Below are 14,301 nucleotides of genomic sequence, written 5' to 3'. Positions count from 1 at the left end.
TCTGTTTATACTGTACCCTTATTGCTGATTATGATTTAACAATTTAATAATCTGACAGGTAAATACTGCTTATATCAAAAAGACATCTTTGTGCGATTTCTTTAGTTACAAATATCCCAAACCAAACACTTACTATTTATTAATTATGCTCATGAAAGGAATTTATACGCTTAATTTTCGTTTATTGACACCTCAGTCCCTGAAAATTATGTTTTCAGCAGTACTCTTGATGGTGTCGATGGCTGTATTTGCACAGCAACCGGGGAGGACCATCTCCGGCCGGATTACCGATGAAACCGACCAGCCTTTGATCGGTGCAACCGTAAAGGAACAGGGCACTTCGAATGCTGTTTCGACCAACTCTAAAGGCGAGTTTAAGATCAACGCCGTAAAAGGTAAAACATTAGAGGTATCCTTTATTGGCTACAAAACAAAACAGATAGCAGCCACTACCGATGTACTGAACATTAAACTGGAACCAGATGCATCAAATATGGATGAAGTTTTGGTTGTGGGCTATGGAAAGCAGACCAAAAAAGATGTTACGGGTGCAGTTACCCAGCTTGATGCGAAAAACTTCCGGCAGGGCGTGGTTACTTCAGCAGATAATTTACTGCAGGGTAAAATTGCCGGCGTACGTGTAGTGGCCAGTAGCGGCGAACCAGGGGGCGGTGTTGATGTAACCATCCGCGGGGTGGGGTCTATCCGTAGTGGGAGCACACCGCTTTTCGTAGTAGATGGAGTACCTTTAACGAATGATGATGTGAGCCCAACGGGCTCGAATGTTGGTTTCGGATCATCGAAAGCGAAAAACCCGTTAAACTTTTTAAATACAAGCGATATCGAATCCATTTCGGTATTGAAGGATGCTTCCGCAGCAGCCATTTACGGTGCCCGCGGATCAAACGGTGTGGTAATCGTGACCACTAAGAAGGGCAAAACGGGTGAGGGAAGCTTCACCTACGATTCGTACCTGGGGCTCTCAAACGTCGCCCATAAGCTCGATCTTTTGACTGCTGATGAATACCGTGCGGCAATTAAGGACAAATCATTCGACCACGGAGGCAATACCGACTGGCAGGATGTGATTTACCGCCAGGCGAAAACATTGAACAATTCGGTATCCTTCTCGAAGGCCACCGCTACCGGCAACTACTTTGTTTCGGCTGCTCAGATGGATCAGGAAGGGATTGTGAAGAATAGTGAATTCAGACGTACTTCGGCCAGGATCAATGCCTCTGAATCTTTCCTTGACGATAAACGCCTCAAAATCGGCATCAACTTAACGGGAAGTGAAACCCGTGATGACGGTGTGCCAACCAGTGATGATGGTGGTTCGAACGGACAGCTGATCATTCAGGCCTTAATGTCGAACCCAACCCGTTCGGTGTTCGATCAGAATGGAAAGTTTACCAACTTCAATGCGAATGCACACTATAACCCGGCTTATCTGCTTGATATCTACAGAGACCGTACGCGTACCTTAAGGGTATTGGGTAATATGGATGTATCATTCCGGATTGTAAAAGGCCTTGAATACAAATTTAACTTAGGGCTTGACCGCTCTGTGGGTGAAAGAAATACCACAATTTTTCCGAACACCACAGATTTAAATCCAATAGGTAAGTACATCCAGGCGAACCTAGATTCGAAAAGTACGCTGATGGAGCATTACCTGAACTACAGCCTGCTGACTGGCAAACATAAACTGGAGGCTATCGGAGGTTTCTCTTATCAGAAATTCGAAAGGGGAGGCAGTAGCTTTAACCTTGATGGAATAGCGGCACAGAGTAGCGGTATTTTACCGGAGAACAATCCAGGTTACGCCGGGAAACAGACCGGTGTATTTGGTTTTGCACAGATCAACGAGTTGCAATCTTTCTTTTCGAGGGTAAATTATGCTTACGATAACAAATACCTGGTAACGGCATCGGTACGTGCCGATGGTTCTACGCGTTTCGGTGCGAACAATAAATATGGTTATTTCCCATCGTTTGCATTGGGCTGGAACATGGCACAGGAAGATTTCTTTAAAAAAATCCCTTTCCTAAGCGAGCTTAAGTTAAGGGCAAGCTGGGGCCAAACAGGTAACCAGGAAGTACAGAACAAACTTACGCAGGCCAGTTATGCACTTTCTGCTGGCGATGGTTATTATTTATATAATGATTTGGCATTGGTAAATGGTATTTCGGTAACCAGAACCCCTAACCCTGACCTGAAATGGGAGGTGGTTACCCAATACAACGTAGGACTTGATTTCGAGCTCTTCAAAGGCAAATTTTATGGAACATTAGACTATTTCAACAAAACCACAACCGACGCGATCCTGAACATTCCTTCGCAGGTATTAAGCCCAACCAGTAATGTATGGGTAAATATTGATGGCAAGATTGTAAACAAAGGCTTTGAATTTATGTTGGGCTCGAAAGTGATCAACACCGGAAAGTTCAACTGGTCGGTAGATGTGAACGGTGCAACCTTAAACAACAAGATTAAAGATCTTCCGGTTTCAGAGATCCTGTCGGGGACCATTTCCGGTCCAGGGCTTTCCGGTGTAACCGCCAATATCTACAGAAGCGGTTATGCCGCAGGTTCGTTTTACCTGTTGGAACACATGGGTTTTGACAGCAAAGGCGCGAATATTTTCAGAGACGTAAACAGCGATGGCGTAATCGACAATAAAGACCGCGTAATTTTCCAGGGCGCCATTCCAACCTTTACCTATGGTTTAAATAGCCAGATGACTTATCAGAACTTCGATTTCTCATTCTCATTCATCGGGCAAACGGGAGGTTATCTGGTAAACAATACCGGTTTAAATGCATTGAACATCAACAATCTTGCCTCAGACCGGAATGTGGCCCGACAATATTTCGAATCGGGAGCCAATCCTGCCAATCCTCCGCAACTGTCGTCATTATACCTGGAGAAGTCGGATTTCATCAGGCTTAATTCTGTGCGTTTAGGCTACAACATCAAGCTTAAAAAACTAAGCTGGTTACAGGGACTTGGCGTATATGTTACCGGGCAGAATTTATTTACCATAACCAATTATAGCGGTTACGATCCATTGATCAACAGCCCGAAGGCAACCGGCGGAAATCAGTCGCTGGGTATAGACTATACCAGTTATCCAACTGCAAGGACATTTATTTTTGGCGCAACCTTAAAACTATAAAGATGAAAACATATCAATTATTTAAAATAAAAAATATCATATTTCTGGCTACAGTCCTGGTTTTAACCAGCTGTACCAAACTCGACGAAAAAGTGCTCGATGAAGTGCTGGGCGGTAATGCACAAAATCCTGCAGGAGCTTTAGCTGCTGCTTACGACCGTTTGGGTGATGGTACCTTTGTTGACCATGGCGCTGTATTCTCCTTGCAGGAGTATACCACTGACGAAGCGATTTTGGCCACACGTGGAAGCGATTGGGGCGATGGCGGTAAATGGCGCTCAATGCACGAATTCACCTGGGCATCAGACAACCCGATTGTAACCGATAACTGGAACATGCTTACCAACGGAATTACCAGATCGTTAACAGCGATTAAACAGGTTACCGAAAGCAGTATTCCGCAAAGAACACTCTTTTTAGCAGAGGCCAAGGGTTTACTAGCCTTTTATACCTATACCACGCTCGATCTTTTCGGACAGGCGCCATACCGCGACCCAATGGACGAGAAAGCACCGTTAGAGATGAAACAGGCGGCAACGGAAATTGATAACCTCATCCTTCAGGTTGAAGCACTTATCCCTGACCTGGCTACTTTAGGCCAACAATCTACACATAACGGAAGGTTTACCAAAGAGGCCGCATATGGCTTGCTTGCCAATATGTACCTGAACCGTGCGGTGTTTAAAGACCGTTATGCAGCCACCTTCAATTTCAACGAGAAATCGGTGAACACAGCCGAAACGGATATGGACAAGGTGATCAGTTATACTTCATTATTGACCAATTCGAGCAAGTTTAGCTTGTTGAGCAACTACTTCGATAACTTTGCGATCAAAAATTCCGGCGGTGCTGAACTGATCTTCGTAGTGACACAGAAAATCGATTATATCCATAACGGCTCCAACTCTTTCGCCTACGTTTGTGTAGAGCGTAACCAAAAACCTTCTCCATTAAACAGGGGAACCAATGCAGCATGTATCAGCCCTGAGTTTTATGCAAGCTGGGATGGTAACCACGAAGACCCAAGGTTTGAAAGAAAATACCAGTATGCCGATGGTACCTGGTTTATGAACAATGGCCCGGGTAGTGTACCGGCAACAGATCTGGTTCCCAATAGCAGTCCAAGTGTGCCCTGGTTCCACTTTAACAGAGGGATAATGGTTGGCCAGCAATACGGCCCAAAACTGACTTCAACTAATGGTTTTGAAATGACTTCAGATGGAAGGATCAAGGTTTCGGAGCTGGTGATGGAAAAAAGTACATCAACTAAAATGGACTTCACCCCAGCGCTTAATTTTACAAACCCAACACAAGCTGTTTTTGCGCAGAATGAGATCAACCGTGGCGCACGTTGTTTTAAATATGAATTCGATCCTGAAGAAGGTAACGGATCCAGCAATGTAGATATTCCTTTGATCCGTTTAGGCGCAATATATACCATGCGTGCCGAAGCCTACTTCCGTAAAGGAATGGTGGCAGAAGCAATGGCCGATATCAACAAACTACGCACCACAAGAACAAGGGAAGCACTGTATGGTAATGCGCCTGGTGTGGCCATCACATCGCTTGATGAGGCTACTTTATATAAAGAGATTGCTTACGAAACGTACTGGGAACTGTTACGACGTCCACAGATGATCCGTTTTGGTAAATTTGAGAAACCTTTTAGTGCAAAACCTACTACACAGCCTTTCAGAAGGATTTTCCCGATCCCTCAGACTACGCTTGATGTAACGAAATCGATTAAACAGAACCAGGGATATTAATCCAGATGAAAAGTATTTTTTGCTCCACTTTATTGCTGGCGATGTTGTTTTTGGCGAAAACCGATGAGGACGAATTGCCGATCAACAAAATCCAGGTAATTGGCTCTCACAATAGCTTTAAACAGGCTATTGATCCGCTTTTGTTTAAACTGTTTCAGCAGCAGGATTCGGTATCAGCAAGTAAGCTGGATTATGAACATCCGGCCTATACAGCACAGCTTGCTTTAGGTTTGCGTAATCTGGAAATCGATGTGTATGCTGATGTTAAGGGTGGAAGATACAGCCATCCAAAAGGATTGGAATGGGCAAAAAATCAGAAACCTTATGATGTTGAGGGTAAAATGAACGCACCAGGTTTTAAGATCCTGCATATACCTGATCTTGATTTCCGCAGCAACGCTTTTACACTTGAAGAGGTATTGCACGAATTGAAAACATGGTCGGAGGCACACCCTGATCATTCGCCTGTATTTATCACACTCGAAACGAAAGACGATTCGATAAAAAGGGCTGGTTTTACACCGCCGGAAAAGTTTGTAAACGAAACTTTTGATGCGCTTGATAAAACAATTAAGGATGGGTTAGGACAAAATCATTTAATTGTTCCGGATCAGGTGAGGGGAGAGTATAAAACACTCGAAGAAGCGGTATTAAAGGGCAATTGGCCAACTTTGAAATCAGCAAGGGGGAAGTTTGTTTTTATTCTTGATGCCCAGGGCGCAAAAAGATCGATGTACATGAAAGACCATCCGAGTTTAAAAGGCCGTGTTTTGTTCGCAAACGTCGATCCGGGAAACCCGGAGGCGGCAATCATGTTCAGAAACGATGCCAAAGATCCCAATATCCCGGTTTTGGTAGAAAAGGGATATATGATCCGTACCCGCGCGGATATTGATACACGTCAGGCCAGGATGAACGACCGGTCTTATTTTGAAGCCGCATGTGCATCCGGAGCGCAAATTATTACCACAGATTATTATCAGAAAAGTACACACTTTAAAAGTGATTATTCAGTAAGTTTTAAAGGAATAACCTATTTCCGGAAAAACCCACTGTTTAACTGATGATAAAAGGCACCGATTATAATGCCCCAGGAGTTAAATGCTTTTTGGGGCATTTTTAATTTGGCTACAAATACCGGACGTGTTTTTTTTCTTTTCCATGGTTAATGGCTTTAATCGCCAGGTATATACCCAAAAACAAAAGAATAGCCGCAATGGCCGCCCCAATTACAATGGGCAGGAATATGCCTGCTGCGGCAAAAAATGCATTCCAGTTTATACGGGGATAAAAAAAGCAGGTCAATACCAAAAAGCCCAGTAAAGTTAAAACAGAGAAAAAATAAAGGATTCCAGGTGTGGTGTTGGTTTTCATATTTATTGAGGTAATGGGTATGAGGTGAAGGATGATGTTTAATTGAGATAAGGGTTTTGGGGGATATAAACCAAATGGTAGCCGTTTTTCCTCAGCAGGTTAATCGTGTACTCATCGGGTAGTTGTTTAAAAACAACTGTAGTTAATACCTGCGAAGGCACGGCTTTTAACTTAACGAGGGCATCAAAGAGCATTTTTTTCATTTTAATAAAGAAAAACTGCCCGTTGTGTCGATCGGTAGATATCGAGTCTGCTCCTTTAAACCAATAATTGGGGTTTATCTTTTTAAAACCGACCAAGGGCAGGCCCAAACCCGCGGCCAGTTTTTCAAATTCGCGTTCCGAAACCTTGTATACAAAATTCCCAACGGGTTCGAATGAAAAGCGGTTTTTCCATAGTTGGTTGATAAAAACGCTGTTCCGGCCGAAAAGATTGCTTAACATTAACAACAAAGGCATTTTTGTTACCGGGTCTTGTGGTTCCATTACCACCACACCCGATCTGGCCACCCTGATCATCTCGTACATCGCGGCATATGGCCTTGGGAAATGGTGATAAGACTCTTTGCAAAGCACAAAATCAAAACTATTGTCGGCTTGTGTGAGTTTTTCTGCATTCTCCGCCGCACAAGCATTTATAATTCCTTCTTTTTGGGCAATGTTTAAAAAATCGGTATTCAGATCGGTTGCCAATGCATTATTGCCTGAATTCAGGATGTACTGTGCATCAAATCCATAAGCATCCCCAACGGTAAGCCAGCTGCTGTCTTTTTTATCCAGAAGTGGATCCAGACAATTGAAAAATAGTTGTTGCAGCCACTGGGCAACATTGTTTTTTCCTGTTGCCCTTGCTTTTTCATAAAGATCACTTTTCGCACTTTCGGATGGAAAATGTTCATTGTACCATTCATTGTGTCGGTTATAGCTTTCGTGGTGGCGCATAGCTTAGGTTTTATATTGCTTACGAACCCAGTCTTGAAAACGCTTGGTCGGAAAAATAAAATGTATCCGTAAAAAATAAATTAATTTTAACCCAGCGTTTTTCATATCCACTGCGTAACCCTAATACAACACAATGAAAAACCGCTTACCGAACCAAATGGATGAACCTTTTTTTTAAGCAGGATACTAAACTAATCAAAGGCTGCAAAGCCAATGAGCGGCAAGCGCAGGAAGGTCTCTATAAACTTTACTATGCCGATATGCTGCGGATATGTTTTCGTTATTTAAAATCAGATGACTTGGCGCACGATGCGCTGAGCATTGGGTTTTTGAAGATTTTTCAGCACATCCAAACCTTCGACGCCAAAAAAGGAGAATTTGGCGCCTGGATACGCACCGTAATGGTGAGGTCGTGTATTGATATTGGCCGGAGAGAGGCGAAGTTTAATGATGCGATCAGCCAGGATGAAATTGAAGAAGTTTTTATCCAGCCATCGGTACTGGACAAACTTTTTGTAGAAGATCTCCTGAAATTGATCCGTCTGTTGCCAACGGCTACCCAATTGGTGTTTAACCTTTCGGTAATAGACGGTTATTCGCATAAGGAAATCGGAGAACATCTGAATATTAGCGAGAGCACCTCAAGGTGGCACCTTGCAGAAGCAAAGAAACAGTTGAGGAAAATGTTAGCTTCCCCAGCAATTGATAAACCAACTGAAAACATAAAAAGAAGATGAGAAATTCAGCATGGTATCATAAACTCTGGCGCAATAAATTCGATAGTCTTCCAGTTAAGGATGTTTCGGATGCCTCATGGGCGGGCATGCATCAATTGCTCAATGAGCAGATGCCAGTGAGCCCGATCGGTAGCCACGGCCCCAATTTATCTACAGGAGCCAAACTGTTTAAAGTGATCGGTTATACACTATCTGTTGCCGCCACGGTTTCGACTGTAGGCTACTTTGCAGTGCAGAAATCAAAAAATAAGCATCAGGAAATCATAAAGAACGTGAAGCCAGTGCGTGCAGATTCGATTCCTGTTAGCAGCAAAATGTTGAATTACAATGAAATAGCTGATACAGCTGTTAAAAAGGATAGTATCGGACAGGTTGAAAAGGCGATAAGTGACGTTGCAGTGCAGGTTGGAGATTCGCTTAATGGCAAACAAGGACCAAATCACAATGCGATAAACGCCTCATCCGGCAAGAAACCGTATGCGGCGACATTATTAGGAAACAAACACGCCGGGACAGAAAAGCCGTTTACGGTTGGTGCTTCAGACAATTTTGGCACAAGATCATCAATACCTGCCTCAGGAGTTGATGTTTACGGGTATAATGGTCGAAAGACCGATAACTCATTAGCGAACGGTAACAGTTTGTTATTGGTACCAAAGGGATTTCAACAAGGTAGTACATTTTCTCTTCCCCGTCCTTCAGTTGTCTCTATTTTAGATCAAAAGACTGTTTCGCAGCCGTATTCGGCTAAGGATTCACGAAACGCATCATCAAGGAAAGATGATGGTAGGAGGGGGCCACGCATTAGCAGGGCAGATGGCATTACACCTGGCAAAAACCAGAAGGTAAAGAACATCAGGCCACCTAAATTTAAAACGGGCAGAACCAAACAAGAAAATGATGCCGAACCAATCTTTACTTATGGCATTACAACAGGAGTAAATGTGAAAAAAGGAAACAGCAGTTTTTATGCAGGTATATTTGGTGCCTATGCCTTAAGCCAGAAATGGCAATTTGCTATGGGGGTAAATATCAATAGCTATCAGAAAATTATTGGTGAATTTACACATCCGAGTTATTACCGTCCCGATTCGGTGCCACCGTTTACCATTGCAACAACACGAAAAGTGATTACCATGGATATCCCCTTAACCGCCGCCTACAAGCTTTCAAAACACATAAGCGTTAAAGCGGGGCCGGTAATTAGTTTTGTGGGCAAGCAGTCTGAAATGATCACCCGGTTAAGCCCTATAGCCGATCCACGCGATACCTTGTACCACAGCAAAACCATCGATTCCACCTTAGTGAATACCGTAAACAATAAAGTAAACATAGGCTTTAGGGGCGGCATCAGTATTCACATTAAACAGTTTGATATCAATGGCAGCTATCAATGGTTGGCGCCATATAAGGTGAGTAATGGTTTAGGTCCTTCTAAACAAAGCAATCAGGCCTTTAGGATTGGGATAGGGTATAGGTTTAAATAATATGTTGTAAAACAGTCTGTAATCGTTTATTTCTATTGGACGGTATCTAACCGATCAATACAATAACTTATGCCAATTTGTTAATACAAAAGCAAAATACAGATCTAAAAAATACAGATTGTCGCTGTTTGTTTGTTAACCATTCTCTACCCTTTCCAGGTACCAGGTTAACCCCATGTTAACCCTTTGCTTACCTTTTCTTTACCTATTCTCTACCTATTGCTTACCTATTCTTTACCTTTTGCTTACCTAAAAGGTAAAGCCAGAGTCTATTTTGGGGCTTATTTCGGTGAGCCGGGAGCGATATTGCCTGCCAGAAGGCACTAAGAATATCTTTTTAAGAATGCTGTTGTTGGCTATCCTAATGCGGCCGCTATAACCCATAACGGTAATGTTGCGACCCAGAAAAGTTGAGGTTTCTCCCAGCAATTACGATTACTTAATATTTTGATTGATCATGCAGTCGAAGGCTTTGTTATCTGTACCACCACTAGAGCAGGGAGGCACAGTTTTTAGCATAGATAGTATTATCCATCTTTTTTTATTGATCATCCATTTTTATCCATAGGTTTAAATGCCAATTTTAAAATGCTAACCAATCATTAAAATACCTGTAATTGCATGAGTCTTTACGATATTCGCCTTTACCCTATAACCAAATAATTTTTAGAACGATCCCCTTCTTATGTCTCTTCATTTTAGTAAAACGATTAACTTATTTCTGCTGCTCTTATTGTTAACTTTTGGTTTGCATGCCCAGGATATGATTTCTTTAAACAGTTCTGCCACGCAGGTATGGAGCATTAAGCCAAAAAAAGAAGTTAATGATATTGCCGCATTCTGGAAAGCCGATTTTAAACCACAGGATTGGGTTAAGGCAGTTGTACCGGGGACAGTTTATACCGCTTACGTGGCCGCCGGACTGGAAAAAGATCCAAACGTTGCCGATCACATATGGACAGCGGATAAAACGAAATTTGATCAAAGCTTTTGGTATATCACCAGTTTCGAAGTACCAAAATCCTTTACAAAAGAAAAAATATGGTTAAACTTTAATGGTGTAAACCGCAAGGCTGATGTGTATTTAAACGGAATCAAGCTTGGTAGCTTGAACGGTTTTATGGAAAGGGGCAGATACGATATCGGAGCATTGATCAATACAGGTAAGAAAAATATCCTCGCAGTTTTGGTCGATATTCCCCAGCGGCCAATGGCCAATGCTTCCAGCCCCAGTTATATATCAAGTGGTGGTTGGGATTGGATGCCTTACGTACCGGGTTTAAATTCGGGCATTACCGATAAGGTGTTTCTGTCTAATTCAGGCAGTTTAACCATTCAGGATCCCTGGGTGCGTAGCAAACTGCCCACCAATGCTCGGGCGGATCTGAGTATCGCCTTAGCCATCAGGAATACAGAAAATAAGGAGCAAAGCGCTTACATCACTGGAGTAATTATGCCTGGCAATATCGGATTTTCAAAAAAAGTAAGGGTAGATGCCAATGATGAAACTTCGTTTTTGCTTGATAAAAGAGAATTTGAGCAGCTGGCGGTGCATCATCCAAAACTTTGGTGGCCAAACGGATACGGAGAACCCAATCTTTATACCTGTAAATTGAGTGTAAGTGTAAATAACCAGGTTTCGGATGAGAAAACCATCAAATTCGGTATCAAATCATATGCTTACGATACTATTGGCGGTGTTTTTCATCTTGCCATTAATGGAAAGAGGGTTTTCGTAAAAGGTGGGAACTGGGCGATGTCTGAATATATGTTGCGTTGCCGTGGCGACGAATACGACACCAAGGTTAAACTGCATCAGGAAATGAACTTTAATATGATCCGTAACTGGATCGGATCTACCACTGATGACGAATTTTACGAAGCCTGCGATAAATACGGCATAATGGTGTGGGACGATTTTTGGTTGAATTCGAATCCCAGTCTTCCGCGCGACGTCAATAACTTCAATGCAAATGTAATCGAGAAAATCAAAAGGTTCAGAAACCACCCCTCTATTGCCGTTTGGTGTGGTGATAATGAAGGCTGGCCCGAAGCCCCTTTAAATAACTGGTTAAAAGAGGATATCGCTACCTTTGATGGCAACGATCGTTATTATCAGGCCAATTCGCATGCCGACAATTTATCGGGCAGTGGACCATGGATGAATAAAGATCCCCGTTATTATTTTACGCAATACCCAACCGGTTTGGGCGGTAACGATGGCTGGGGCTTTCGTACAGAACTGGGTTCAGCGGTATTCACCAATGTAGAAAGCTTTAAAAAGATGATCCCCAAAGAAAACTGGTGGCCAAGGAACGATATGTGGGATAAACATTTTTTTGGTACCTGGGCCTTTAATGCCGGGGCCGATCAATATGAGCAGAGCATGAATACCCGGTATGGTAAAGCGCTTGGCATTGAAGATTTTTGCAGAAAAGCGCAATTGCTCAATATCGAGACCAATAAAGCCATGTACGAAGGCTGGTTAGATCACCTTTGGGAAGATGCTTCGGGTATTATGACCTGGACAAGTAATGCCTCCAACCCTACCTTTATCTGGCAGACCTATGATTATTTTTATGATCTGAACGGTGCATATTGGGGTGTAAAAAAAGCTTGCGAACCGGTGCATATCCAATGGAATCCGGTTAACAACGAAATCAAGGTAATCAATACCTCATCTGGCGATTTAAATGGTTTAACGGCACAGGCCGGCATCTATAATATGGATGGCAGGCAGGTGGTGAAGTATAATCAGACCGCTACAATAAATTCACTGTCGAATGCTGCGGTTACCGCATTTAAACTTCCATTCCGTGGCGATCGGGTTAATTTGGCCTTAAATAAACCAACGGTAGCTTCATCTGGCGAAACAGCGCCGGTTAATGATGGGAAGGACGATACCCGGTGGGCGAGTAATTCGACCGATAACGAATGGATTTATGTAGATCTGGGTAAAAAAGAATTGATCAGTGGGGTGAAGTTAAACTGGGAACAGGCCTATGCAAAGCTTTTTAAAATCCAGCTTTCTGATGATGCCAAAACCTGGAGTGATGCCATGACGCAGGTAAACGGAAAAGAGGGGCTGCAGGAAATTATCTTTTCTGAGGAGAAAGAAGCGCGTTATGTGCGTATACTGGGGGTTGAAAGAGGTTCTTACTGGGGTTATTCGTTATGGAATTTCGAAGTATTTGCAGGAGACGCGCCAAGTACCGATTTAAGCAGTGTACACTTTTTAAAACTTAAACTCACTGATGCCAATGGAAAACTGGTTTCAAACAACTTGTATTGGAGAGGAAACAACCGCAAGGATTTTACTGCCTTAAACCTATTGTCCAAAGCGAAACTCCAGGTTACTTCAACTGAAAAAACAATAGGTGCTAAACATTTCATCGAGGCAAAAATCACCAATCCGAAATCAGCAAAAACCGTTGCTTTTGCCATCAGGGTACAGCCGGTTAAAGCCAGTACCGGCGAACAGATATTACCACACGTAATTAACGACAGTTATTTCACGCTGATGCCGGGCGAGAGCAGGAATATCCGTGTAGAATTTAAAGCCGACCTGATTAAAAATGATTCGGCAAAACTATCAATAGTGCCCTATAATCATTAGGGGTTATCGTTTGTGCAGTTTTTTATAGCGCGATGGCGAGGTGCCCGTAATGAGCTTAAATAAACGGGAGAAATAATACTGATCTGAAAAACCCAGTTCAGCACAGATTTCTTTGATGCTCATATCGCTAAAATACAGGTATTGACAGGATTCCTGTATTTTAAGCTGGTTGAAATAATTAATGGGCGAGCTGCCGGTTTTCTGTTTAAACGACCTGAGGTAATGTGAAGCTGAGAGGTTTTGCTGAACGGCTAAATCTTCCACCGTAAACTTTTCCCTCAGGTTTTTCTTCATATAAAGAATGGATTTACTGATCGAGTTGGTGTTGTACACATCAGGGTTTACTTCTTTATAATAAATAAACGACGACATAAAATTCAGCAGCTTGATATTGATGATTTCCATGTCTTTTTCATCTACACTTTGTTCCAGTAGCGTGTAAATCAGGTTAAACTGTTTAATCCTGGTTTCTACAAAAGGTATTTCTTGTATCTGCGTTAAGTTGCCTTCGGCGAAGCGGTTATAAATGCTTTCGGCAACATCGCCGCTAAAATGTGCCCAAAAAATACTCCATGGACTGGTTTCGTGACTTTGGTAGCGGTGGCTGATGTTTTTTGGGATGATATAATAGGAATTTGGACTCAGCAGTAATTTTTTGCCAAGAATGTTGATATACCCAAAACCCTCTGTACAGTAGAGGAAAATATAGTCTTTACTGCCCGCTTTCCGTTCGATATCATGGTTGGCAGCTTTTGGGTAGTGACCGATTGCCGTTAAATAAAAAGTTTTAACGATAGGATTGAGTACAATCTTTTTCCTGATGTTTGGTGGGATTACAATCCGTTTCTGGCCGATAAAGCCCTCTTTGATTTTTTTTCTAGGCTCAATGATTTTTTGCTCCATTAAAATTTTAAGAAAAATGGGATATCAGGTTATTTGGTTAATTACAGCAATAAAATATCATAGACAGATTTATGCTATAGGCATAACAATATAAGTATTTATGGATTAAAAGAGATGTGTTTTTGCATAAAAATTAATATTTTTTTTATTCATGCAAAATTTTCTGATAATGATCGTATTGTCCATCTTTTTTTTGGGTTTATCCATTTTAAAAGAAAGCTTTCTACCCTAAGTTTACTAAACCAAATATAACCCATATGATTTTCATTCCTCAAAGAAAACAAACTACAAATCCTTTT

General features: G+C 42.2%; 9 protein-coding genes. 6 read left to right on the top strand and 3 right to left on the bottom strand.

Annotated features, from left to right (window positions below; genetic code table 11):
• Positions 1-151: 151 nt before the first annotated feature.
• The 3 genes from AC04Q1_RS23745 to AC04Q1_RS23735 are packed head-to-tail and all read left to right on the top strand — an operon-like array spanning position 152 to position 6,008.
• On the top strand, positions 152-3,178 hold the full coding sequence (locus AC04Q1_RS23745) for a SusC/RagA family TonB-linked outer membrane protein (RefSeq protein WP_478367040.1): 3,027 nt from the start codon (positions 152-154) through the stop codon (positions 3,176-3,178).
• A 2-nt stretch (positions 3,179-3,180) separates the two neighbouring features.
• Positions 3,181-4,944: a RagB/SusD family nutrient uptake outer membrane protein gene (locus tag AC04Q1_RS23740; protein ID WP_478367039.1), complete on the top strand. Its 1,764-nt coding sequence runs from the start codon at positions 3,181-3,183 to the stop codon at positions 4,942-4,944.
• Positions 4,945-4,949: 5 nt separating this feature from the next.
• Positions 4,950-6,008 (top strand): phosphatidylinositol-specific phospholipase C1-like protein, encoded by a 1,059-nt coding sequence (locus AC04Q1_RS23735; protein WP_478367038.1) that lies wholly within the window; start codon positions 4,950-4,952, stop codon positions 6,006-6,008.
• A gap of 64 nt (positions 6,009-6,072) precedes the next feature.
• Here the strand turns inward: AC04Q1_RS23735 and AC04Q1_RS23730 are convergent, their stop codons facing one another.
• Both AC04Q1_RS23730 and AC04Q1_RS23725 read right to left on the bottom strand, forming a co-directional pair.
• Complete coding sequence (locus AC04Q1_RS23730) at positions 6,073-6,318, bottom strand: hypothetical protein (RefSeq protein WP_478367037.1); 246 nt, start codon at positions 6,316-6,318, stop codon at positions 6,073-6,075.
• Between the two features lie 38 nt (positions 6,319-6,356).
• Positions 6,357-7,259 carry a class I SAM-dependent methyltransferase gene (locus tag AC04Q1_RS23725; RefSeq protein WP_478367036.1) on the bottom strand — a complete coding sequence of 301 codons (903 nt, stop codon included), beginning with the start codon at positions 7,257-7,259 and terminating at the stop codon, positions 6,357-6,359.
• Positions 7,260-7,420: 161 nt separating this feature from the next.
• Here AC04Q1_RS23725 and AC04Q1_RS23720 point away from each other — a divergent pair, with 161 nt between their 5' ends.
• The 3 genes from AC04Q1_RS23720 to AC04Q1_RS23710 all read left to right on the top strand — a co-directional run bounded on the left by AC04Q1_RS23720 (position 7,421) and on the right by AC04Q1_RS23710 (position 13,099).
• A complete protein-coding gene (locus AC04Q1_RS23720) occupies positions 7,421-7,996 on the top strand; it encodes an RNA polymerase sigma factor (RefSeq protein WP_478367035.1) in 576 nt (191 codons plus the stop codon).
• Complete coding sequence (locus AC04Q1_RS23715; protein WP_478367034.1) at positions 7,993-9,483, top strand: hypothetical protein; 1,491 nt, start codon at positions 7,993-7,995, stop codon at positions 9,481-9,483. Before AC04Q1_RS23720 ends, AC04Q1_RS23715 begins: the two co-directional genes overlap by 4 nt.
• A gap of 685 nt (positions 9,484-10,168) precedes the next feature.
• Entirely contained in the window at positions 10,169-13,099 is a 2,931-nt protein-coding gene (locus tag AC04Q1_RS23710; protein ID WP_478367033.1) for a discoidin domain-containing protein, read from the top strand.
• 3 nt (positions 13,100-13,102) lie between these two features.
• On the opposite strand, the gene AC04Q1_RS23705 is transcribed toward AC04Q1_RS23710, so the two are convergent.
• Positions 13,103-14,002: an AraC family transcriptional regulator gene (locus AC04Q1_RS23705; RefSeq protein ID WP_478367031.1), complete on the bottom strand. Its 900-nt coding sequence runs from the start codon at positions 14,000-14,002 to the stop codon at positions 13,103-13,105.
• Between the last annotated feature and the right edge of the window lie 299 nt (positions 14,003-14,301).

Source organism: Pedobacter humicola (assembly GCF_056490705.1).
Note: the sequence above shows the minus strand (reverse complement) of the source record. Positions and strands in the feature narration are given on the sequence as shown.